Origin of the sequence: Turicibacter sp. GALT-G1, from assembly GCF_025594995.1 — a bacterium.
Lineage (GTDB): Bacteria > Bacillota_I > Bacilli_A > MOL361 > Turicibacteraceae > Turicibacter > Turicibacter bilis.
The window spans coordinates 1-23,247 of record NZ_JAMQUS010000046.1 but is presented as its reverse complement, the minus strand read 5'-3'; the positions used below and the strand labels follow the sequence as shown (position 1 = coordinate 23,247).

22 protein-coding genes, 1 riboswitch and 1 other annotated feature are annotated in these 23,247 nt (G+C 34.1%); of the genes, 16 read left to right on the top strand and 6 right to left on the bottom strand.

What is annotated here, in order from left to right; genetic code table 11:
- Positions 1–14 precede the first annotated feature (14 nt).
- The 8 genes from recF (at position 15) to NEH74_RS08455 (ending at position 9,748) form a co-directional block, all read left to right on the top strand.
- Positions 15–1,151: a DNA replication/repair protein RecF gene (gene recF, locus NEH74_RS08490; RefSeq protein ID WP_055276619.1), complete on the top strand. Its 1,137-nt coding sequence runs from the start codon at positions 15–17 to the stop codon at positions 1,149–1,151.
- The gene (gene gyrB / locus NEH74_RS08485; protein WP_411040514.1) at positions 1,111–3,039 is read left to right on the top strand and encodes a DNA topoisomerase (ATP-hydrolyzing) subunit B; all 1,929 of its coding nucleotides are present in this window, start codon (positions 1,111–1,113) and stop codon (positions 3,037–3,039) included. The genes recF and gyrB overlap by 41 nt, the downstream gene beginning before the upstream one ends.
- A 34-nt stretch (positions 3,040–3,073) precedes the next feature.
- Positions 3,074–5,533 (top strand): DNA gyrase subunit A, encoded by a 2,460-nt coding sequence (gene gyrA, locus NEH74_RS08480; RefSeq protein WP_212724741.1) that lies wholly within the window; start codon positions 3,074–3,076, stop codon positions 5,531–5,533.
- Between the two features lie 103 nt (positions 5,534–5,636).
- Positions 5,637–5,872, top strand: a binding site (T-box leader).
- A gap of 66 nt (positions 5,873–5,938) precedes the next feature.
- Entirely contained in the window at positions 5,939–7,213 is a 1,275-nt protein-coding gene (gene serS, locus NEH74_RS08475; protein WP_055243388.1) for a serine--tRNA ligase, read from the top strand.
- A gap of 442 nt (positions 7,214–7,655) precedes the next feature.
- Positions 7,656–8,444 carry an MBL fold metallo-hydrolase gene (locus tag NEH74_RS08470; RefSeq protein WP_055243387.1) on the top strand — a complete coding sequence of 263 codons (789 nt, stop codon included), beginning with the start codon at positions 7,656–7,658 and terminating at the stop codon, positions 8,442–8,444.
- Between the two features lie 11 nt (positions 8,445–8,455).
- Positions 8,456–8,629, top strand: a complete 174-nt coding sequence (locus NEH74_RS08465; RefSeq protein ID WP_070099762.1) for a CxxH/CxxC protein — start codon at positions 8,456–8,458, stop codon at positions 8,627–8,629.
- Between the two features lie 153 nt (positions 8,630–8,782).
- Positions 8,783–9,262 carry a 23S rRNA (pseudouridine(1915)-N(3))-methyltransferase RlmH gene (gene rlmH / locus NEH74_RS08460; protein WP_055243386.1) on the top strand — a complete coding sequence of 160 codons (480 nt, stop codon included), beginning with the start codon at positions 8,783–8,785 and terminating at the stop codon, positions 9,260–9,262.
- 228 nt (positions 9,263–9,490) lie between these two features.
- Complete coding sequence (locus tag NEH74_RS08455; RefSeq protein ID WP_202966252.1) at positions 9,491–9,748, top strand: hypothetical protein; 258 nt, start codon at positions 9,491–9,493, stop codon at positions 9,746–9,748.
- A 312-nt stretch (positions 9,749–10,060) separates the two neighbouring features.
- Here the strand turns inward: NEH74_RS08455 and NEH74_RS08450 are convergent, their stop codons facing one another.
- From NEH74_RS08450 to gltS, 3 genes are all read right to left on the bottom strand, one after another.
- Positions 10,061–10,810, bottom strand: a complete 750-nt coding sequence (locus tag NEH74_RS08450; protein ID WP_262941274.1) for an ISL3 family transposase — start codon at positions 10,808–10,810, stop codon at positions 10,061–10,063.
- Between the two features lie 27 nt (positions 10,811–10,837).
- On the bottom strand, positions 10,838–11,392 hold the full coding sequence (locus NEH74_RS08445) for a transposase family protein (protein ID WP_262941273.1): 555 nt from the start codon (positions 11,390–11,392) through the stop codon (positions 10,838–10,840).
- A 101-nt stretch (positions 11,393–11,493) separates the two neighbouring features.
- Positions 11,494–12,597, bottom strand: a complete 1,104-nt coding sequence (gene gltS / locus NEH74_RS08440; RefSeq protein WP_262941271.1) for a sodium/glutamate symporter — start codon at positions 12,595–12,597, stop codon at positions 11,494–11,496.
- 378 nt (positions 12,598–12,975) lie between these two features.
- On the opposite strand from gltS, the gene NEH74_RS08435 reads away from it, so the two are divergent.
- A complete protein-coding gene (locus tag NEH74_RS08435; RefSeq protein WP_262941270.1) occupies positions 12,976–13,794 on the top strand; it encodes a pentapeptide repeat-containing protein in 819 nt (272 codons plus the stop codon).
- Between the two features lie 365 nt (positions 13,795–14,159).
- Here NEH74_RS08435 and NEH74_RS08430 read toward each other — a convergent pair whose 3' ends face one another.
- The 3 genes from NEH74_RS08430 to NEH74_RS08420 all read right to left on the bottom strand — a co-directional run bounded on the left by NEH74_RS08430 (position 14,160) and on the right by NEH74_RS08420 (position 15,892).
- Positions 14,160–15,059: an IS3 family transposase gene (locus NEH74_RS08430; protein ID WP_262941280.1), complete on the bottom strand. Its 900-nt coding sequence runs from the start codon at positions 15,057–15,059 to the stop codon at positions 14,160–14,162.
- Positions 15,023–15,334, bottom strand: a complete 312-nt coding sequence (locus NEH74_RS08425; RefSeq protein WP_055245135.1) for a helix-turn-helix domain-containing protein — start codon at positions 15,332–15,334, stop codon at positions 15,023–15,025. The genes NEH74_RS08430 and NEH74_RS08425 overlap by 37 nt, the downstream gene beginning before the upstream one ends.
- Before the next feature lie 123 nt (positions 15,335–15,457).
- The gene (locus NEH74_RS08420; protein WP_055245133.1) at positions 15,458–15,892 is read right to left on the bottom strand and encodes a hypothetical protein; all 435 of its coding nucleotides are present in this window, start codon (positions 15,890–15,892) and stop codon (positions 15,458–15,460) included.
- A gap of 245 nt (positions 15,893–16,137) precedes the next feature.
- On the opposite strand from NEH74_RS08420, the gene NEH74_RS08415 reads away from it, so the two are divergent.
- The 7 genes from NEH74_RS08415 to NEH74_RS08385 all read left to right on the top strand — a co-directional run bounded on the left by NEH74_RS08415 (position 16,138) and on the right by NEH74_RS08385 (position 23,224).
- A complete protein-coding gene (locus NEH74_RS08415) occupies positions 16,138–16,482 on the top strand; it encodes a hypothetical protein (RefSeq protein WP_262941269.1) in 345 nt (114 codons plus the stop codon).
- A gap of 112 nt (positions 16,483–16,594) precedes the next feature.
- Positions 16,595–17,587: a choloylglycine hydrolase gene (gene bsh / locus NEH74_RS08410; protein ID WP_055245130.1), complete on the top strand. Its 993-nt coding sequence runs from the start codon at positions 16,595–16,597 to the stop codon at positions 17,585–17,587.
- A gap of 323 nt (positions 17,588–17,910) precedes the next feature.
- A complete protein-coding gene (locus NEH74_RS08405; protein ID WP_237297224.1) occupies positions 17,911–18,480 on the top strand; it encodes a metallophosphoesterase family protein in 570 nt (189 codons plus the stop codon).
- A gap of 197 nt (positions 18,481–18,677) precedes the next feature.
- The gene (locus tag NEH74_RS08400) at positions 18,678–19,025 is read left to right on the top strand and encodes a zinc ribbon domain-containing protein YjdM (RefSeq protein ID WP_055245279.1); all 348 of its coding nucleotides are present in this window, start codon (positions 18,678–18,680) and stop codon (positions 19,023–19,025) included.
- A gap of 446 nt (positions 19,026–19,471) precedes the next feature.
- Positions 19,472–20,842, top strand: a complete 1,371-nt coding sequence (locus NEH74_RS08395; protein ID WP_055304557.1) for an RsmF rRNA methyltransferase first C-terminal domain-containing protein — start codon at positions 19,472–19,474, stop codon at positions 20,840–20,842.
- 133 nt (positions 20,843–20,975) lie between these two features.
- A riboswitch (purine riboswitch) is annotated at positions 20,976–21,077 on the top strand.
- A 218-nt stretch (positions 21,078–21,295) separates the two neighbouring features.
- Positions 21,296–22,648, top strand: coding sequence for a uracil-xanthine permease family protein (locus NEH74_RS08390; protein WP_237257891.1), 1,353 nt, complete (start codon positions 21,296–21,298; stop codon positions 22,646–22,648).
- Positions 22,649–23,224, top strand: coding sequence for a xanthine phosphoribosyltransferase (locus NEH74_RS08385; protein ID WP_055276604.1), 576 nt, complete (start codon positions 22,649–22,651; stop codon positions 23,222–23,224).
- The last annotated feature ends 23 nt before the right edge of the window (positions 23,225–23,247 follow it).

The window sequence follows — 23,247 nt, the reverse complement described above, 5'->3', positions numbered from 1 at the left end:
AAAGGAGATTATCATTGTTTATCAATCGATTGTCACTTAAACAGTTTAGAAATTATCAAGATGCTTGTGTAGAGTTTAAGAAGAATATCAATATCATCATCGGAAATAATGCACAAGGAAAGACGAGCTTGATTGAATCAATTTACGTGTTATCGACGACAAAGTCGCATCGAACAAGTAAAGATTCACAGCTGATTTTATTTAATGAAGACTTTGCCCGTATTGAGGCAGATATTACGCGAGAACGGGATGATTTGCATTTATCTTTAGTTATTTCTAAAAAAGGTAAGAAGGCAAGTTATAATGGAATCGATCAAAAGAAATTAAGTGAGTATGTCGGTAAGCTTATTGTGGTGATGTTTGCACCTGAGGATTTATCGCTAGTTAAAGGTGGACCACAGTATCGTCGACGCTTTATGGATATGGAGATTGGACAGTTATCCCCAACTTACTTATTTCATTTAGGACAGTATTCGAAATTGTTAAAGCAACGTAATGAGTTATTGAAACAGCTTCGTATGAATCGCTCGAATGATTTGCTTTTAGATGTCATTACAGAGCAATTAGTGCCTCATGCGGTTTATGTGCTAAATAGTCGGATTGAGTTCTTAAAGAAGCTTGAGAGTTTTTCGAAAAAAGTTCATGGTGAGATTTCAAATCAATTAGAAGAAATAGGTTTAGATTATATCAATTCATTTAAGAACCTTGAGTTAAATGAAGAAACAATTTTACAGAAATATAAAGATTTATATGATCAGGATATTCAATTAGGATCAACTAGTTTAGGCCCTCATCGAGATGACTTTAGTGTTTCAATTAATGGTGTGAATACACATCAGTTTGGCTCACAAGGTCAACAACGAACAGCTTCGTTATCGATGAAGTTAGCTGAAATCGAGTTGATTTATTCTGTTTTAAATGAGTATCCCATTTTATTGTTAGACGATGTTTTAAGTGAATTAGATGATGCACGTCAAACACAGCTATTAAATACGATAAAAAATAAAGTTCAAACCTTTATAACGACAACGAATATTGATGGAATCGATGAAAATGTCATTGAACTGGCTGATATTTTTACCATTAATAACGCGAAGATTAGGATAGGTGATAAGAATGACGCAAGAAGTATCGAAAACACAACAGTATGATGCTAGTAATATTCAAGTATTAGAGGGTCTTGAAGCGGTTCGTAAGCGCCCTGGGATGTATATCGGTTCAACAAGTGGCCGTGGATTACACCATTTAGTTTGGGAAATTGTTGATAACTCAATCGATGAGGCATTAGCTGGATACTGTACAGAAATTAATGTTGCAATTACTGAAGATAATGAAATCATCGTTAAAGATAATGGACGTGGGATTCCAGTTGATATTCATAAACAAACTGGAAAATCAACAGTTGAGACAGTTTATACGGTTTTACATGCCGGAGGAAAATTCGGTGGTGGCGGATATAAAGTTTCTGGGGGATTACATGGTGTAGGTGCCTCTGTAGTAAATGCCTTATCTGAACACTTAGAAGTAACAGTAAGTCGTAATGGTAAAAAGTATTTCCAACAGTTTGAAAAAGGAAATCCAAGTGATGAATTACACATCATTGGTGAATCTGATTCTACTGGTACTGAGGTTAAGTTTAAACCGGATCCAACTATTTTCACAGAAACGACAGTTTATGACTATGATATTTTACGCAACCGTATTCGTGAGTTAGCCTTTTTAAACAAAGGATTAAAAATTACATTAGAAGATCTTCGTTCAGATAAACCACAACGCCATGAGTTCCATTATGAAGGTGGAATTAGTGAGTATGTACGCTTCTTAAATAAGAATAAAGAAGTCATTCATGAAGAAGTGATTCATGTTGAAGGTGAGCGCGATGGAATTAGTGTTGAAATCGCGATGCAATATAATACAGGTGTAGCTGGAAATATTTATTCGTTTGCGAATAACATTAATACGCACGAGGGTGGAACGCATGAAGCGGGATTCCGTGCCGCATTAACTCGTATTATTAACAGTTATGCGAAAAAATTAAATTTATTAAAAGGTGACGATGCATTAATCGGGGAAGATATTCGTGAAGGATTAACAGCGATTATTTCTGCGAAGCATCCAGATCCACAGTTTGAGGGACAAACAAAAACGAAGTTAGGAAATAGCGAAGTTCGTCGTATTGCGGATAATATTTTCTCTGAAGGATTTGAACGTTTCTTGATGGAGAATCCACAAGCAGCTAAAATCATTATTGATAAAGCATTAATGGCGGCTCGTGCTCGTATGGCTGCAAAACGTGCGCGTGAGATGGTACGTCGTAAGTCTCCACTTGAATCATTAGGATTTAAGAGCAAGTTAGCCGATTGTCAGTCACGTGATGCGAATATTTCTGAATTATTTATCGTCGAGGGAGATTCTGCCGGAGGATCAGCAAAACAAGGTCGAGATAATAAATTCCAAGCAATTTTACCTCTTCGTGGTAAGGTTTTAAATGTTGAAAAAGCTCGTATTGATAAAGTTTATGCGAATAACGAAATTAAAAGTATGATCCATGCGATTGGAACAGGTGTTGGAGATGAATTTGATATCGAGAAAGCTCGTTATCATAAAGTGGTTATCATGACCGATGCCGATGTCGATGGAGCACATATTCGTACGTTATTATTAACATTCTTCTACCGTTATATGAGACCTTTAGTAGAGCATGGGTATGTCTATATTGCGCAACCTCCTTTATATAAAGTTTCTCAAGGAAAAAAGGTAGAATATGCTTATGATGAAAAACAATTAGAAGAGATTATGTCTAGTTTAGCAGCAACGCCTCGTCCAAATGTTCAACGTTACAAAGGGCTTGGAGAGATGAATGCTGAGCAGTTATGGGAAACAACAATGGATCCAGAAGTACGTACATTATTACAGGTTACTCTTGAGGATGCTGTTGAAGCTGATGAAATTTTTGATATTTTAATGGGTGATCGCGTAGAGCCACGTCGAGAATTTATAGATGCTAATGCTAAATACGTTAAAAACCTAGACTACTAATTTGAAGCAATCACATCTATAAGGAGGAACGAAAATGTCTGCATATGATCAAATTAAACCGCATAATATTGCTAAAGAGATGAGAACTTCATTCATCGATTATGCGATGAGTGTTATCGTATCACGTGCCTTACCAGATGTTCGTGACGGGTTAAAGCCTGTTCACCGTCGTATTTTGTATTCGATGAATGATTTAGGGATGCACAGTGATAAGCCATATAAGAAGTCTGCTCGTATCGTCGGGGACGTTATTGCCAAATATCACCCTCATGGGGATTCATCAGTTTATGATGCAATGGTACGTATGGCACAGGATTTTAGTTATCGCTATCCATTAGTAGATGGACATGGAAACTTCGGTTCAATTGACGGTGATGGAGCGGCCGCTATGCGTTATACTGAAGCAAGAATGTCTAAGCTTGCGATGGAAATGATGCGTGATATCAATAAAAATACGATTGATTTCCAACCAAACTTTGATGGTGAAGAACAAGAACCTATCGTTTTACCTGCTCGTTTTCCAAGCTTATTAGTCAACGGGACAACAGGGATTGCTGTTGGGATGGCGACTAATATTCCACCACATAACTTATCTGAAGTTATTGATGGATGTTTAGCTTATATGGATAATCCTGAAATTGATGTTTTAGGATTAATGCAATTTATTAAAGGACCAGATTTACCAACAGGTGCTTTAATTTTAGGAACAAAAGGAATCCGTTCGGCGTATGAAACGGGGAATGGATCAATCATGATGCGTTCAAAATGTGAAATTGTTGAAGGTCATGGTGGAAAATATTCAATTTTAGTCACTGAAATTCCTTATCAAGTAAACCGTGAGCGTTTAATTGAAAAAATCGCGGAATTAGTTAAGGAAAAACGTTTAGATGGAATTACAGACTTACGTAATGAGTCAAACCGTGAAGGAACACGTATTGTTATTGAATTGCGTAAAGATGTTAATCCACAAGTGATGTTAAATAATTTATTTAAATTAACTCAATTACAAGTGTCTTATGGAATTAATATGTTAGCACTTGTAGATGGACAACCTAAAGTTTTAAACTTAAAAGAAATTATTGCCGCATATATCAAACACCAAGTTGAGGTTATTGTCCGTCGTACGCAATTTGATTTAAATAAAGCAGAAGATCGTGCTCATATCTTAGAAGGGCTTCGTATTGCCTTAGATCATATTGATCGTATTATTGCGATTATCCGTGGTTCATCTACAGATGAAGAGGCATTAAATTCATTAATGTCTGAATTCTCGTTATCTGAACGCCAAGGGAAAGCTATTTTAGAGATGCGTTTACGCCGTTTAACAGGATTAGAGCGCGGTAAAATCGAAGAAGAATATCAAGGGTTAGTCGCATTAATTGCTGATTTAAAAGATATTTTAGCGAACGAAGACCGTGTTCATGCGATTATCCGTGAAGAGTTGTTAGAAGTAAAACACAAACATGGAGATGAGCGTCGTACAGAAATCGTCCGTGGATCTGACTTTGATATTGAAGATGAAGATTTAATTCCAGAAGAACAAGTCATCATTACATTAACAAATAATGGTTATATTAAGCGTCAGCCAATCTCAACATATCGTTCACAAAACCGTGGTGGACGTGGTGTGCAAGGAATGGGAACACATGATGATGATTATGTTAAGGAATTATTATCAACATCTACTCATGATCATTTATTATTCTTTACAAGTAAAGGAAAAGTTTATCAGAAGAAAGCTTATACAATTCCTGAGTACGGTCGTACAGCTAAGGGATTACCAATTGTTAATATTATTGAGATTGCCCAAGATGAGTACATTAGTGCAATCATTCCTGTTAAAGAGTTTAATGATGAAGAATTCTTATTCTTCGCGACTCGTTCAGGGGTTGTAAAACGTACCACATTATCAGCATTTGGTCATATTCGTACTAATGGTTTAATTGCTCTTTCTTTACGTGAAGATGATGAGCTAATTGGTGTAAGAAAAACATCTGGTAACGATGATATTATTATTGCATCAAGTGGTGGAAAAGCAGTTTGGTTTGAGGAAACTGAAGTTCGTCCGATGGGACGTACAGCTGCCGGAGTCCGTGGTATCTTCTTAGAAGAGGGAGAAGTAGCAGTAGGAATGGAAATGGTCACAATGAATCAGGAGATTTTAGTTGTTACGGAAAACGGGTTCGGTAAACGTACTTCAATTCAAGAATATCGTAAAACAAAACGCGGTGGAAAAGGTGTTAAAACATTAACAATTACAGAGAAAAATGGGACATTAGTAGCCATGAAGGCTGTAAATGGTGATGAAGATTTATTAATCGTGACAAATAAAGGTGTTATTATCCGTACACCAATTCATCAGATTTCTCAAACGGGACGTGCAACACAAGGGGTTAAATTAATTCGTTTAACAGATGATCAATTAGTATCAAGTGTAGCAGTTGTTGAACATGAAGAGGCTGAGGAAACTGAAACAACTTCAACAGAAGAATAGAATGGTTACATACAAATAATTAGGTCTTATGCGCATATAATTAGAAACACGATATATACTAATATTGACAAAAAAAATAGTTAATGCTATATTACAATTAAATAAAAAAGCATTGATTAGGAGTAGTACTTTTTACTTGATAGCATAGAGAGTCAGTGGTTGGTGGAAACTGATGTATGAGTAACTAGAAATCAACCTAGGAGTGGAATGAAGAACACAATGGTTAGTATTCATTCACGGTCTAACCGTTATCTTTGTAAGTGGTCTCACTGAAATGTTCCACGTGGAACGCTTAGTGAACAACTAGGGTGGCAACGCGGGTTAAATCTCGTCCCTAATTTAGGGACGGGATTTTTTTGTTTTCTAGAACGACTAATCAAAATCAACTAATAGGAGGAAACACACATGTTAGATTTAAAACGAGTACGTGAAGATTTACAAGGTACAATTAATCGCTTAGAAACACGTGGTGGAGATTTCAGTTATTTAAATAAAATTACTGAGTTAGATGAACAACGTAAAAACATCATTTTAGAAGTAGAGCAATTAAAATCAAATCGTAATGAAGTATCTAAATTAATCGGACAATATAAACGTGAGAAAAAAGATGCTTCTGAATTATTAGCTCAAATGAATGGTGTTGGAGAAAAAGTTAAAGAATTAGATGAACAATTACGCAACATCGATGAAGAAATCAAAAATCTTTTATTAGGTACTCCAAATGTTCCATGTGGAACAATTGCAGTTGGTAAAGATGAAAATGATAATGTTGAAATTCGTAAATTTGGAGAACCAACTAAGTTTGACTTCGAACCAAAAGCACACTGGGATTTAGTAACTGATTTAGATATTATTGATTTTGAACGTGCTGGAAAAATTACAGGAAGCCGTTTTGCTGTATATAAAGGGTTAGGAGCTCGTTTAGAGCGTGCTTTAATTAGCTTTATGTTAGATTTACATACAGGAGATCATGGCTATACTGAGATTTTACCTCCAGTTATCGTTAATCGTGCAAGTATGACAGGGACTGGACAATTACCTAAGTTTGAAGAGGATGCATTTAAATTAGTGGATACTGACTACTTCTTAATTCCAACAGCTGAGGTTCCAGTTACAAACTTACACCGTGATGAGATTTTAAACGCTGAACAATTACCAATTAAATATACAGCATATAGTCCATGTTTCCGTGCAGAAGCTGGTTCAGCTGGTCGTGATACTCGTGGTATTATCCGTCAACATCAATTCAATAAAGTTGAATTAGTTAAGTTCGTTAAACCAGAAGATTCTTATGAAGAATTAGAAACTTTAACAGCAAATGCTGAAAAAGTATTACAATTATTAGGATTACCATACCGTGTCATCGAATTATGTACAGGAGATATCGGATTCTCTGCTGCTAAAACATACGATATCGAAGTGTGGTTACCATCTTATAATGAATATAAAGAGATTTCTTCTTGTTCAAACTTTGAAGATTTCCAAGCACGTCGTGCAAATATTAAATTCCGTCGTGATGCAAAAGCTAAACCTGAATTCGTTCATACATTAAATGGTTCAGGGCTTGCAATTGGACGTACAGTAGCTGCTATTATTGAAAACTACCAACAAGCTGATGGAAGCATTGTTATTCCAGAAGTATTACGTCCATACATGCGTAATTTAGAAGTTATTAAATAAGCATTCCATAAGAAAAAGAGTACCTTAGGTACTCTTTTTCTTATGGAATGCACTAGGATACTCTATCTTTAATTAAAATATTAGGATAATAGATCATCTAAATTGAGTAATCAGGTATATTATCTTCTCGTTTGCTACATTTGCCAGTATTCCTATGTAATGTGGACATAACAGACAAAGAAGTGATATGATTTAACCGTGTGTATGTTTATAATCAAATGATTAGAGTTTTAAGTGATGAGTATCGAATCCCTTAAGTTTTTATTAATCATCATAAGTGGTTATCTTTTATGAGATAGTCTTTCTTTTTTTATCAAATTGATGCTTAATAGGGGTTTGTACTGGATTCATCATGATAAAAATGTTAAAATGAATAATCGAAATAAAAAAGGCTTATTTGGAGTATAAAAAAAGTTTTTTGAATAGAAGAACAGGTGATAGAATGAGAATCTGTGTATTGTCGAGTGGAAGTGTCGGAAATGCAACGATTATTGAAACGGAACAGACAGCAATTTTAATTGATAATGGGTTATCGTTAAAAAAATTACAGGAATTGATTAAAAAAAGTGGATTTGATGAAAATAGAATAGAACATATTTTAATTACTCATGAGCATGGTGACCATATTAAGGGTGTAGGGGTTTGTACTCGTAAGTGGAAATTAAATGTTTGTGCAACGGCAAAAACGATTGATGAGATGTATCGTAAAAATATTATCAAACCAGGTTTTGAACAGACGACAGCGGTTGAAAAAAATGTTTGGTTCGATCTAGGGGATTTATCGATTATGCCATTTAGAATTTCTCATGATGCGGTTGATCCGGTAGGTTATATGATTAAGCAAGGTGAAAAGACGCTTGTTTATGTGACAGATACCGGATATATTACGGGTGATATTTTAAAAACATTAGGAAATGCAGATGCCTATATTATGGAGACGAATCATAATGTAGAGATGCTTCAGATGTGTAATAGGCCATGGTCGTTAAAACAACGTATTTTAGATGATTGTGGTCATTTATCAAATGAAGATTCAGCGTATGCGATGAGTCAGTTAATTGGGGAAAAGACGAAACATATTTATTTAGCTCATTTAAGTCAGGATGCTAATTTACCTGATTTAGCAGAAATGACAGTTCGTCATATTTTAAAAGAAGAAAATGTTGATTTAAGTAAGTTAAATTTACATATGACGTATGCGATGCATCCATCGAAAGTGATTACGTTATAGGAGGAATAGGCATGTACAGTTGTTTAGAACATATTGAAGAGTCAATGGATCGTTTTTTAGATGAGTATGGAAAGTTACCAATTTTAGTTGAAGTAGAAATTGAACATAAATGTGAGCACTGCGATCAAGTAGCCGTTTATAAAGTGATTGAAGGTATGATGGTCGAAGATGAGGATGAGCTATAAAATCTAGAAAAGTTAGACTAATCATACTGAATAATAGGTTCTAATCTTCGCAGAGATTCTAGTATAATCTCTGCGAAGATTTTATAATAGATAACAATAAAAAATTCCCTGATTAAATGAGGGAATTTCTTTTCATGTATTGGAGGTTTTTTAATGAATATTACAATTATTTCAGTCGGAAAGATTAAGGAAAAGTATATTAAGCTAGGGATTGAGGAGTTTTCTAAACGTTTATCTCGTTATTGTAAGTTAACAATGGTTGAAGTTCCGGACGAAAAAACGCCTGATAATGCGTCAGAACGTGAAATGGAACTGATTAAAGATAAAGAGGGAAAACAAATTTTAAATAAAATTAAAGATAATATGTATGTGATTGCGATGGATTTACAAGGTGATATGAAGACATCTGAGCAATTTGCTAAACAGTTAAGTCAATTAGCTTTAAGTGGAGATAGTAATGTGGCTTTCATTATCGGTGGTTCACTTGGTTTATCTGACGAAGTGAAAAAACGTGCGAATTATAAATTATGTTTTTCTAAAATGACATTCCCTCATCAATTATTTAAGTTAATTTTATTAGAACAAGTCTATCGTGCCTATCGAATCAATAATAACGAACCGTATCATAAATAAAATAAATTAAAAAATACTTCAATTGATTATGTTAAATTTTAAACGAATTTATTCATCCATTGAAGTATTTTTTTGAATTTTTATAAGAGAATCAAAGAGGATTGAAATAAAGGATAAACTAAAATTTTGTTTTAAAAATGTTGAGTCCTAAGATAAAAACTTTCAATAGGAAGTTTATTATCGTATTTTATTAGAGACGGAACATATTGTGGATTGGGTTTATGAGGTGTGAATCAGTTAATAGAAGATTTAACGTGGAAAGATAACCATAAAAGTTTTAGAGCTGCTCAACTTCTTTCTAATTTAGCTATAAGTGATCATGAGAAAAGAATGTTAGTTGATTTTGCTAAACTATATGACGTGGCTAAAAATCCTAAATTTGTGATGGCAAGACATAGTTTGCAAAGAATTTGGCAAGTTGTATTAGCCGGTGAAGAGCAAAAAGATATGATTATGAATCATTTGATTGAGGGTTTTAAAAGTTGAACAGATGAAAAAAATTATACTTTAATTCGATTTGATATCGTGAATGGCTTCAAAAATCTATCTGTTCATTTGAATGACGAAGAAATAAAACTAAAGGCATTAAAATTAATTAAATTAGAGGAAGAGATTAAGTATAGAAAGAAATATACAAGGATATGAAATGAAAAGAGACGTTAATTTCGATAAAAATGAAGCATAAGAGAGTGTATCTATTCTGATACAGTCTCTTTTTTATTTGGAACTTTGTCAAATAGTGTTGCTGATTAAATGGTGACCTGCTTACAATGAATAATTAAATGGAAATCCTAGTGGCTAATCTGCTAGGATTTTTCTTTTTGGTTTGGTTAAGTTTTGAATCATGAGAATACGGAATTTAAAATGATAGAAACTACGATAGCCAAAGGCAATACGCTTAATCACTTTAATTTTGTTATTGATTCCTTCAATCGGACCATTGGTGTATGGCGTTGTGAGCGTATTTTTAATGTAAGATTGATACATTTTAAAGGTTTGAAAAGCGGTTTGAAGTTCAGGAGAGATAAGAGGGTGTTCTATTTCAAGTAAGTGATTGAATCGATCTAAGTTTTTTGTTTGAAGAGCGAAAAGTAAGTCTTGATAAAGATCATAAGTCGATTTTAGCTCAGGAGATAGATCGAGTAGAAAGTTTAAGATATCAATTTCTCGCATCGGTTGTTTGAAACAGTAAACCGATCGATAAGTGGTGGTATTGAGCAAGGTATGAGATTTTAAAAATAATCGCCAATAACGTTTAAATTTGCGACTGTGTTTTTTGAATTGCTTCATGAATCGAACCCTCGTTTTATTCAACGCACGGGAGATATGTTGAACTAAATGAAATTTATCAAGAATAATTTTGGCGTGAGGAAAAAGCTCCTTAATCAAGCTAATATAAGGGGCGTACATATCAATCACAATATGTTTAACACGAGAACGTGCTTCTTCAGTATACCGTTTAAAATAAGCCTGAAGAGAGCTTAAACGACGATCTTCAACAATATCAATGATTTGTTTCGTATCAGCATCACAAAAGATAAAGGACATGTGACCCATTCCCTAGCAGTGGAGGATTTATGCTTCGCATGCCAGGTGACCCTCAGCAGACTTAACCGATTTAAATTCATCAAAACAAAGGTTTTCAGGAAGGTAATTAAAGTTGAGAGATTGAGATTCATAGAAGTTATGAATGATGCGATTAACTGTTGAATGAGACACTTGATGACGACGGGCAATATCGTATTCAGAGATTTTATTTTGAACCTCTAACGCAATCGCGTGTTTGGTGTTGTAAGAAATATAACAGTTCTTTTCAACGATAGAGGTTTTTAGTGTGAATGTGGAATGACAATGCCCACAAAAGTAACGTTGTTTCCTTAAGTCTAAATAAGTATCGTGTAACGATACTTTGGGGATCACTAAACGAGAAGTTTTGAACCCATGCTTTTTAAACTTTGAATCGAAAAGGGTCCCACAGTGTTCACAATGAGTGGGGTGATAAGATAAAATTCCTTTAAAAATAAAGCTAGTCACACCATTTAATTTCACTTCCTCAAGATAATCTTCCGGGAATGTAATGTTTTTATCTTTAATATTTAAGAGTTTTCTAGTAAAATATGAGTGAGACATCAAATTCAATCCTTTCAATATTGTTTTAGCCGATAACATTGTAACAGGATAGAGACGTGATGTCTCTTTTTTTTTATGCCATGAAAAAAGGCGTTGCTTAGTCAGCAACACCAAATATTATAGAACCCCATATTAGCAATAGCATTTGGTGTGGCTCCCATTCCAAACCCACAGGTTGCAGAGGCAAAGACAGCTCCTTCGTAATTTTTTCCCATGATACGGTAGGTAATAAAGTAGGCAAATAGTCCAACTAATACAACTTGAGCGATAAGCATCACAAGTAGTGGTAAAGCTAAATCGAGTAGTTGCCATAGTTTAAGTCCCATTAATGCCATCGTTAAGAAAAAGGATAGTGAAAGACCACCAATTGTCTCGATTTCTTTTTCATCAATTGATCGTCCTCTGAAATCAAAGAAGTTTCTGATAGTAGCTGCGACTAACATTGCACCAATGTAAGATGGAAAGGTGAATCCTGATTTTTGAATCAGGTTTGAGACAATTGAACCGCTTCCCATTGCGATAAATAAGAAACAAGATGCATTCATTAATTTTTTAAATGATAAAAGATTATGATTCTCTTCATTATAGTCTCCCATTTCTGTTGGAGGTGTTGATGATGATTCATCACGAACTGTTTTTAATTGATGTCTAATAATTAGGTTACGGGCAACTAATCCACCAATAATGCTTCCCATAATTAACCCAAAAGTTGCGGAGGCGACAGCGACCGTTGTTGCTCTAGCAACCCCCATCCCTTCAAGCATCGGTCCAAATGATCCAGCTGTTCCATGTCCACCAATCATAGGAATGGATCCCGTACAAAGACCGAGTAAAGGATTTAAATTGAAGAGTGAAGTTAGTATGACACCGATTGTATTTTGTAAAGTGACTAGTAATGCAGCAAGACCAAGGAAGATTATAACCTGTTTACCTCCTTGTTTTAAAATTTTAAAGCTAGCGGTGAATCCAATACTAGTAAAGAAAGCAGTCATAAATAAATTTTGTAAACTCATATCTAGATTAATCGTTGCTAAATTCGTTTCATGTAGTAATAAAATGAATAAGGCAAAAATAAATCCTCCAACAACTGCAGGTGGAACGCAATATTTTGATAAAATTGAGAATCTATTTCTCGTATATCGACCAAGATAGAAGACGATAGAAACTAATGCCATCGTTTCATAGATGTTTAAATTAAGCTCCATATAGCATAGTATCCTTTCTATTAGATATAAATTTTATCTACTATTAGTATAGTCATCTTTTATTATATCAAATGTTTATCTCAGATAATATGAAGGATGAGCTTATGAATTCTTCAGGGTATTTTTCATTTTTCAAAACTATATTAAAATGATTTTAATCAATCGGATGTATAATCGTAGAATATTTTCTTTAGAACGGATAAAGGTGATGTAATTAGAATTAAAATTACTCAAAAATCAAAACAGTGAATCGATGATACTGTATTGCCAAGTTAAGCTTAAAATTGATAACTTGTACGATGCGTACAGGGTATTTTTTATGTTTACGAAAAATAAGGTGTCTGATAAGCTAGTAAGTATAGATAGGAGTGGAGTTGGATGTTACGTGAAAAAGGATATGATGAGGCGTTATTTAATCATTTAAAGATTGATTGTTCCAAGTGTTTTGGTCTTTGTTGTGTGGCGTTGTTTTTTTCGAAGTGCGATGGGTTTCCAACGGATAAGGGAGCAGGAAAACCCTGTTTAAATTTAAAGGATGATTTTAGTTGTTACATTCATCAAAACCTTCGTAATCAAGGGCTTAAAGGTTGTACCACGTATGACTGTTTTGGAGCAGGTCAGAAGGTGGCGCAATTTAATTATGAAGGTTTGAGTTGGAAGGAAAATTCAAATGTTGCACAACAGATGTATGATGATTTTCTAATAGTTAGAAAGCTCCATGAGATGATGTGGTATTTAACAGATGCTTCAACGTTCATTTTACCTAAAGAATTAAAAGAAAAGTTGCATCTGCTGATAAAAGAAACAGAAAAATTAACGGAGGAGCCTACGATCGTAGAGGTGGATGCTTATCGTTTGAAAGTTAATACATGTTTAAAAGAAGTACAAGCGTATGTCAGTCAAAAAGTAGCAGGAAATCAAGTCATTTCAGGATTTGATTTTATCGGAAAAAATTTAACGAGAAAATCTTTGAGAGGGGCTAATCTTGCGGGTTCATTATTAATTGCAGCTAATTTACGACATACGGATTTATCGGGCGCTAATTTAATTGGAGCTGATTTACGTGATGCTGATATTCGTGATGCGAATTTAGCGGACTGTTTATTTTTAACGCAAATTCAGGTGAATTCAGCAAAAGGAAACGCAGCAACAAAATTACCTAGATGGATTGTTCGGCCGAGTTATTGGGAAAAATAGTAACATTTTATTAAATGCTACTATTTTTTTAGGACTATTATTTTATTTAAGTACTTTTTTATTGAAAATGTATAGTGTCACTGGTGAAGCTATTCCAATTGGAGATGGACGAAATCATTTTGATGCCATATGTGGGTAAATGACTGTTGTTGATGGACACCGTCATGATTTCTTATTCAAAACTGAAATGGATGCCTCTTTAGTTTAATTTTATCAGCCCTTTGTAGGTAGGAAGCATAGTATTTTAATTTTTGAAACTGAAAGCTACGTTGAATGAAAAGAACCTATTATTTTAAAAATAATAGGTTCTTTTTAAGTTATTTTGAAGTAATACCTGTCAAGTAGACAGTTAATAAAAAGAGAATTTATGCGGCATGAAGTCTATATTCAACTGGGCTCATGCCGTATTTATTTTGAATTCGTTTTGTATTATAATAGTTAATGTATTTTGATATGAATTGTTTAACTTCCTCTAAAGTTTGTGGTGAACTAAAGAATGGCATCTCTGCTTTGAGATGACGGAAGAAATTTTCAATACAGGCGTTATCCCAGCAGTTACCTCTGCGGGACATTGACTGTGTGAGTCCTATATCAGCTACTTTTTTTATGTAATTTTTATTGGTAAATTGATAGCCTTGATCCGTATGAAGTAAGGCATTTTGTTCTAAAGGTAATTGTTCCAACTGGTGAAGTACTCGATACACCTGTATCATATTTTGAGATTCACAAACGTCATAAGCGACAATTTCTTGATTATATAAATCTTTTACCGCACATAAATAAGCCCATTTTGGATAGGGGGCTTTAACTTTGATATAGGTAATATCCATACACAATTTTTGAAGGGGTTTTGTCGCATGAAACTCACGATTTAAAACATTAGAGATATTCCCATGAGGCTGCGGACGACGTTTGAATTTTGGTTTAGGTAGAACACAAACTAAGTGGTATTTGTGCATGATGCGGCGAATACATTTATGATTAACAATCCATCCATATTGGTTAAGTAACGCTTGTTTAATTCGTTTAACACCATAGGTTCTATTTGATTCATTAAACACGTCTAAAATCAAGCGGTAAAGCTCTTCATCACGATTAACTTGAGGCGTAGAATGGCTTTTCTTCCACTTATAGTATCCTGCTCGTGAAACAGAAGTTAGTTTAAATAATACTGACAAAGAAAAGTCTTTTGAGTACTCATGAATAAATTCGAATTCGGCTTGCTTTGTTAGTACCCCCTTTTTCTCTCGATGGACTTTTTTAATAATAAATTTTGAGCACGTAAATACTCCACCTCTTCTTCGAGGCTCATAAATTTTGTTTTAGGACGTCCTGTTGCTTGCTTACCTCGTTGATCAATAAAAGCAAGTTCACCTTTGTCTTGATAGGCCTTCGTCCAAACATAAATACGTTTTGGATCTTGAATCTTAAGCTGTTCACAAATAGATGAGCAAGACTGACCGTTTAAATAACGTTTAACTGCTTGAAGTTTCAATTTTGGTGAATAAGTAAAGTTACGATTGATACGTTTTGATTGCATAACAAAAATACCTCCATAGTAGACTCTAAAGTGATTCTATCATAGTTGATAGTGTCGCTTTTATTTTTTTGTCTACCATGAAGGTACTATATCATTTCATCAGTTAATAGTTATTTTTTTTTATTATAGATAATATCTTAGCTCATGAACTAAGTTGTCTTCAATTTTAATTAATTGGTGAACGATTTCTTTTACATCATCTTGTGAATTAGGGTATTGATTTAAATATCTAGAGATAGATTTAATTCCCATATTACAACCTTCTGTTATAATATCAGCTATCTTTTCATCAACATCACCCGTAAGTAGTTTTAGATTTGTACTCATCCAAGACATAGCTTTAGCGATAGTACTTGGTTCCTTATCTTTATCATGAAATTCATTTAGTTTTTGATGTGTTAAATTTCCTAATTTTTTGTGTTCTTCAAGAGAATTTTTTAAAAGTGTTATTAATTTTTCATTTTTAGCTTTATTGATGACTTCATCTAAGCTCTCAACTGCCATTTTGATTCCTGCATTACATTCGTTCAAAAGTTTAATAGTATCTTGTGTTGGCATGATGTCACCTTCCTTTAAATATAAAATTATTGTTTGGAATTTCATTAACTTTTATTCTATAGGTTGGATAAGGGGGATCATAAAAAAGTGGGACAAATAATTTGTCTCACCTTTTTTGGTTCTTCATTTAAATTTTTATTAACATCTATTTAAAACACAGCGTTAAATTAAAAAGATTGGTTAGGAATAAGTACCCTTTTATATCCATTCGAATACTATGTTACGAGAAAGGAGTAGGATAAAGCATGAATTTAGAAGAGAATAGCTATCAGCAAGATTCTAAGCAATGGCAGGATAAGTGCAATCGTTTATTATATTATCATGTTGTCTTAACCTTGAAAGATGGAAATACTGTTGATGGAATTATTGGACGTGTTGACGATGATCAAGTCATTGTGTTAGTAGGTGAAAATGTCATAGAAGATGAGAGCCGCTTTGGGAGACCTCTAGGTGGTGGAGGAGGAAGATTCCGACGCTTTGGACCAAGAGGATTTCCTTTTGCTAGCATAGCAGCCTTATCATTACTAGCTTATCCATTCTTTTTCCCGCCATATCCTTACTATTATCCGTATCCATATTATCCTTATTAATAAGTGTAATGAAGTAGATGTCTATTTAGGAGTTAGAGCTAGTATTTTATGACTATAATATTGGCTCTTTTTTAATGTAGTTTATTCTAAATAAGAGAAAGGGTGAAATAAGGTGTGTACAGCCATTACATTAAAAACAAGCGAAAATCATCATCTTGTTGGACGGAATTTTGATATTCACCCAATGAATGATTTATCAGTTGCTTTAGTTCCACGAGAATTTGAATATGTAAATCGTGTGACGAATGAAGAAATGAAAACGAAATATGCAGTTTTAGGAATGGGATTATTTTATGAAAATCATATTCTTTTTTGTGATGGAGTAAATGAAAAAGGATTATCTTGTCTGATGTTACAATTATCTAAGTTTTCTACTTGGAGTCATAAAATCAGGAAGGATAAGGTCAATATAGCCCCATATGATGTAGCTTTTTGGGTTTTATCTAATTTTTCAACGATTTCTGAATTAATGGAAGGTCTTAAACAGTTAAATATTGTGGCTCTTCCTGATGATCAAACGGCATTATCGACAGAAATTCATTGGCTTGTTAGTGATACGAGTGGTCAATCGATCGTCATTGAGCGAACAAGAGATAAGTTAACAGTTTATAATAATAAGGTAGGCGTTTTAGCAAATTCTCCAACCTTTGATTGGCATTTAAATAACTTAGATTGTTATATTAATGTCAAATCAGAGCAGCCAGAGGAAACTAAATGGGGACAACAAATGTTATCGCCTTATTCTAATGGCTTTGGTACGATTGGACTTCCTGGCGATTTTTCTTCTCCGTCACGATTTGTAAAGGCTGCTTTTTTACGAAATCATGTGAACGTTGGGGAAGGTGATGAATCAGCAATTAGTGAATGCTTTCATATACTAGATAACTTTGTTGTACCACGTGGGGTGGTTGAGACTCCAAAAAGAAAAGAGTGTCATTTGACTAAGTATAGTGCATGTCTTTGTTTAGAGACTCAATTATATTATTATAAGACCAGCAGTAATCAGCAAATTCAAGTCATTGATTTAAACAAAGAAAATTTAGATGCTAAAGGATTAAAACTATTTCCTTATCCAACAAGATTAACAGTCCATGATCAGAATTAGAAAAATCATATCAAAAGATATGATTTTTTTTGCTATAAATTAAACTTTTATATACCAAAGGGGGAACAGCTATATTGATGAATGATTTTCTGTCTTTTGTAAAAGTGCCATACTGAGTTAAATAAGAAGGAAGATGTTAGAGGGACACTTGTCCATAATTTTTCATGATAAGAGAATAAATAGATAGAATATTGAGTCTTTAAGAATTGCTTATGAGGGGGATGTTGTTATGTTAGGTTGTGGAAAACGGGCAAATTTTAATTGTTATAAAGGTCTTGGAAGGATGAAAATTTTTATTTATACTAGATGATAAAGAAATGATGATGAGTGATTATTATGTTATTGATGAAGTTATCCACAACTTAGATTGTTTCATCGAGTGGTTTGGAAAAGTTTCAACTGAGGATTATTTTGTCTTATATCTAGTTATTTCAGAAAGGATGATTTTAATGAAAATTGGAGTGATTTCAGATACGCATAATGTTTTAAGAGATGATGTGTTAATCTATTTAAAAGAATGTGATTATATTATTCATGCTGGAGATGTTTGTAAAGAAGAGATCATTGAACGATTAAACGAGATCGCAAACACGTTTGTCGTACGTGGAAATAATGATAAATTTGAGGGCTTGCCTGATTATTTAGAGCTTGAGATGAATGAGTTGTTAATTTACGTGGTTCATGATAAAAAAGATATTCCTAAACATGTGGATAACTTTGATTTAGTGATTTATGGGCATTCTCATAAATATGAATATGAAGTGAAGGATGGGGTGGTCTATTTAAATCCAGGTGGTTGTGGACGACGACGCTTTTCCTTGTCATTGACGATGGCTATTGTTACGATAGAAGATAAGGAAATAAAGGTGACACGAATTAATCTTGAAGATTAATAAAAATTTAGATTTATCATACAATCAAAAATTTTATTAATGAATTAAGGATTTAACGATGATTAAGATTCATTAAGGTCGTATATTCTAATAAAGGATTAAGATTTAATGATTCAACTGTAGAGGCAACTTTGAAAAAAGTTGTTTTTTATGATATGATAATGACTTATGAGAGTCGTTAGAATGGAGGAATAAAGATGTCAGCTTTACCAAATTGCCCTAAATGTAATTCAGAATATACATATGAAGATGGAAGCATGTTAGTTTGCCCAATGTGTGCTCATGAATGGAGCCCTGCTGCTGAGGCAGAAGCTGCAGAAGCAAACGTAATCCGTGATGCTAATGGAAACATCTTAGCTGATGGAGATACTGTTACAGTTATCAAAGATTTAAAAGTTAAAGGAAGTTCTTCAGCTATTAAGCAAGGAACTAAAGTTAAAGGAATCCGTTTAGTTCATGATTCAGCAAATGGTCATGATATCGATTGTAAAATTGATGGATTCGGAGCAATGAGCTTAAAATCTGAATTTGTTAAAAAAATCTAGCTAAAAAGACGTTCAAAATGAACGTCTTTTTAATTTGTAAGATAGAACTTATTTAAAGGAGATGCTAACTAGTCATTAAAATCGCTGAAGTAACTAATAATAGAATAGCTTATTTAACGGGATGGGATTGACGGGGAAATCGAAAAGATCTGACTCATATCGACTGAGTGCTATAAATGAATTTGTGGATAACCATTTTTAGAGCAGTTCAGTATTATCCACAAGGTACAAGCGTATCACATAGGAAGAGATTATGATTTTAGTTTTCTTATCCACAGCAGGAGAGCGGTCATAGGGGAGATAACTATCCAGGATAATAATCTGTTTTTATAATGCAGAAAAAAATGCATTAAATCTCGATAAATTTATAAAGAGTAGTTGTTTAAAGACTTCGTCTTTTGTACTATAATCCATAGATAGAGTTAAAGATGAAAGGATGAATCAAAATGTCGTTACCAAAAGACTTTTTAGATAAAATGCAGACGTTACTTAAAGAGGAGTATGAAGCGTTTATTAATAGCTATGAACAAGAGAAGTCTCTTGGGCTACGTGTTAATACATTAAAAACAACATTAGACCAGTTTGAAACATTAAATAAGTTTGATTTAAAATCAATTCCATGGGTCCCTGAAGGTTATTTTTATCAGCAAGCTGACCGTCCAGGTAAACATCCTTATCATGAAGCAGGTGTTTATTATATTCAAGAACCGAGTGCGATGTCAGTTGGGACTTTTGTTGAAGCTGTACCAGGTGAAAAGGTGCTAGATTTATGTGCAGCTCCAGGTGGAAAAAGTACACATGTGGCTTCTCAGTTGCAGCAAGAAGGATTGTTAATCACGAATGAAATTTATCCACAGCGTGCTAAAATTCTTTCGCAAAACATTGAGCGCATGGGAATTAAAAATGCAGTTGTGGTTAACGAAAGCCCACAGAAATTAGCAAAGCATTTCCCTTCATATTTCGATCGTATCGTTGTTGACGCGCCATGTTCAGGAGAAGGAATGTTTAGAAAAGATGAAGTGGCACAAGAAGAATGGAGTTTAGAAAACGTTCGAATTTGTGCAGATCGTCAAGCTGATATTTTAGAAGAGGCTGCTACGATGTTAAAACCAGGCGGACGTATTGTTTATTCAACTTGTACGTTTGCACCAGAAGAAAATGAGCAAGCAATTGGCGCGTTTATTGAATCACATCCCGAATTTAAAATTGAATCGATGAAAGCTTATGAGGGCTTTAAACCGGGACGTCGTGAATGGTCAAATAGTGAGGCTGAAGGCATTGAAGAAACTTACCGTTTATGGCCACACTATATCCATGGGGAAGGACACTATGTTGCTGTATTAAGAAAAACAGAAGATGCTGAGTTTAAAGAGCCAAAACGTCAGTATGTGAAGCCATTAAATGATAAGAAGAAGATTCAAGAATTTTTAATGTTCGCGAAAGTTGCATTAGTTGAAGTTCCTAAAGGGGATTACGTGTTATTCGGTGATCAATTATATATTGTTCCAGAGGAGATGCTAACCTTTGATAAATTAAAAGTGGTTCGTGCTGGGTGGCATTTAGGAACAATGAAGAAAAATCGTTTTGAACCTTCACATGCCTTGGCGTTATCATTAAGTCCACAAGACGTGAAGCATTCTATCTCATTTGCAGCAGATAGTGATGAAATTCGTGCTTATTTACGCGGTGAGACAATTCCCTTTGAAGGAGAAAAGGGATGGTATTTAATTTGTGTCGATGGTTACTCACTAGGATGGGCTAAACTTGCAAACAATATGTTAAAGAATCATTATCCAAAAGGATTACGTTGGAATTAATCATATTTAAAAGCCGCCTTAATGATAGAGGTGGCTTTTCATTTTTCTATGAAAATTGAGATAGCTATTTACAAAAAAAATTAATAAATATGGAAATTCATTGTAATTTTAAGAACAACATAATATAATAAAGTGGTAAAAATGAATATAGACTCGTATATACCTGGTAATATGGACTGGGCGTTTCTACCTGCAAACCGTAAAAGTGCGGACTACGAGGCGTTGTTGGATGATTTTTTGATATATAATTTTTTATTATATATCTATTCGCGCAGCACCTCGTTTTAAAATGGGGTGCTGCTTTTTTTATAACTACTTGGCCATAAGTAGGTAAGTCCAGATAAATTTTATCTGGACTATAGTTAGCCTTGAATTAAAAAAGGCCTAGGAACTGAGGATAATTTTTCATAATGTAGACTATTTCTCTGTTTCTATTAGAAAAAGGAGTGTATGATGAAGATGAGTAACAAAGAACAAATTGGGAGTCAAACAAATTTAATTTATGGAGTCGATGATAATCCGACGGTTGGAAAGAAAGTTTTATTTGGGTTGCAACATATTTTTGCAGCTTTTTCAGGAATTGTCGTCGTCCCACTTGTTATTTCAGGAGCATTAGGATTTGATAGTGCTATGACCACGTCACTAATTAGTGCTTCAATTTTAGCAGCCGGTCTAGCAACTATTATTCAAGCTTATGGAGTAGGGCCTGTTGGGGCTCGCGTGGCTTGTATTATGGGAACAGATTTTACGTTTGTGTCTCCTGCAATTTCAGTAGGATCAACGTTAGGAATGGCTGGTATTGTTGGAGCAACGATTTTAGGTTCATTATTTGAAATTATTTTAAGTTTCTTTATTAAACCGTTAATGAAGTTATTCCCACCAATTGTAACAGGAACAGTAGTTTGTTTAATTGGATTAACGTTATTACCCGTGTCTATTGACTGGGCAGCTGGTGGAACGGGTTCAGCTGATTATGGAAGTTTATTAAATGTCTCTATTGCGATGTTAGTTTTAGTTGTTACACTATTATTAAATCGTTATGGTAAAGGAATGATTAGTAGTGCTTCTATCTTAATTGGGATGATTGTTGGTTATGTGGTTTGTATTCCATTTGGGATGGTTGACTTTACAGCAGTAACAGAGGCAAGTTGGTTTGCGATTCCTAACATTTTGGAGTATGGAATCATTTTTGATTGGAAGGCTGTTTTAGCATTTATTCCTGCTTATTTCGTAACGACGATTGAAACAGTCGGATGTTTAAAAGCCATTGGAGAAACATCTAATGTTGAAATGACAGATAAAAAAATTGGGGCTGGAATTTTAGCTGATGGTTTTGGTAGTATTTGTGGTGGATTAGTAGGGTCATTCTCTAATACATCATTTAGCCAAAATGTTGGTTTAATTTCTTTAACGAAAGTTGCAAGTAAGCATGTAGCAGTAATGGCAGGTATTTTACTTGTTTGTTTAGGGCTATTCCCTAAGTTAGCAGGTGTCATTAATGGAATTCCACAACCTGTTTTAGGCGGGGTTGGACTTGTGATGTTTGGTATGGTGGCTGCAGCTGGAATTAAGACATTAAGTCGTGTTGAGTTAACAGACCGTAATCTTTTAATAATTGCAACTTCAATGGCATTAGGTTTAGGTGTAACGTTCCGCCCAGAGTTTATTTCGGGATTACCTGAAGCGTTACAAATGATTTTTTCATCAGGAATTTCAACAGGAACGATTGTTGCATTAGTTTTAAATTTAGTATTAAAAGAGACTCAAGTGAGTGCAGAAAAGTTAAAAAAAGTGGAGGTTGCTTAGGTGGAAGCTTTAAAACAACGAATTTTAAATGATGGAATGGCATTAAATGAGACAGTTCTAAAGGTAGATTCTTTTTTAAATCATGGGGTTGATGCTCATTTAATGTATAACATCGGAACTGAGTTTAAGAAATATTTTGAAAATCATGGAGTGACTAAAATCTTTACGATTGAAAGTTCTGGAATTGCACCGACGGTTATGACAGCAATGCAAATGAACTTACCGATGGTGACATTAAAAAAACAAGCATCTAAAATTTTAAAAGGTGACGTGTATCAAACAACAGTTCATTCTTTTACAAAAGCAACAGATTATGAACTAACATTATCTAAGAAATACATCTCAGAAGATGATCATATTTTAATTATTGATGATTTCTTAGCCAATGGTGAAGCAGCTTTAGGTGCGATTCGCTTAGTTGAAGAAGCGGGAGCAAAGGTAGCGGGAATTGGAATTGTTATTGAAAAATCATTCCAAGCAGGACGTCAATTATTAATCGATAAAGGATATGACGTGTATTCCTTAGCACGTGTAAGTAAATTAGGTGAAGGAATCATTGAATTTATAGAAGAATAAAAGCAAGGGGCTGTATCAAAATG

Coding starts and splice junctions, on each gene's coding strand:
- NEH74_RS08405 (WP_237297224.1), top strand. CDS start 17,911: ATGAGTGATTATTATGTTATTGATGAAGTTATCCACAACTTAGATTGT.
- NEH74_RS08465 (WP_070099762.1), top strand. CDS start 8,456: ATGTACAGTTGTTTAGAACATATTGAAGAGTCAATGGATCGTTTTTTA.
- NEH74_RS08470 (WP_055243387.1), top strand. CDS start 7,656: ATGAGAATCTGTGTATTGTCGAGTGGAAGTGTCGGAAATGCAACGATT.
- NEH74_RS08415 (WP_262941269.1), top strand. CDS start 16,138: ATGAATTTAGAAGAGAATAGCTATCAGCAAGATTCTAAGCAATGGCAG.
- gltS (WP_262941271.1), bottom strand. CDS start 12,597: ATGGAGCTTAATTTAAACATCTATGAAACGATGGCATTAGTTTCTATC.
- NEH74_RS08425 (WP_055245135.1), bottom strand. CDS start 15,334: ATGCAATCAAAACGTATCAATCGTAACTTTACTTATTCACCAAAATTG.
- serS (WP_055243388.1), top strand. CDS start 5,939: ATGTTAGATTTAAAACGAGTACGTGAAGATTTACAAGGTACAATTAAT.
- NEH74_RS08420 (WP_055245133.1), bottom strand. CDS start 15,892: ATGCCAACACAAGATACTATTAAACTTTTGAACGAATGTAATGCAGGA.
- NEH74_RS08395 (WP_055304557.1), top strand. CDS start 19,472: ATGTCGTTACCAAAAGACTTTTTAGATAAAATGCAGACGTTACTTAAA.
- gyrA (WP_212724741.1), top strand. CDS start 3,074: ATGTCTGCATATGATCAAATTAAACCGCATAATATTGCTAAAGAGATG.
- rlmH (WP_055243386.1), top strand. CDS start 8,783: ATGAATATTACAATTATTTCAGTCGGAAAGATTAAGGAAAAGTATATT.
- NEH74_RS08435 (WP_262941270.1), top strand. CDS start 12,976: ATGTTACGTGAAAAAGGATATGATGAGGCGTTATTTAATCATTTAAAG.
- NEH74_RS08390 (WP_237257891.1), top strand. CDS start 21,296: ATGAAGATGAGTAACAAAGAACAAATTGGGAGTCAAACAAATTTAATT.
- NEH74_RS08450 (WP_262941274.1), bottom strand. CDS start 10,810: ATGTCCTTTATCTTTTGTGATGCTGATACGAAACAAATCATTGATATT.
- NEH74_RS08445 (WP_262941273.1), bottom strand. CDS start 11,392: ATGTCTCACTCATATTTTACTAGAAAACTCTTAAATATTAAAGATAAA.
- NEH74_RS08400 (WP_055245279.1), top strand. CDS start 18,678: ATGTCAGCTTTACCAAATTGCCCTAAATGTAATTCAGAATATACATAT.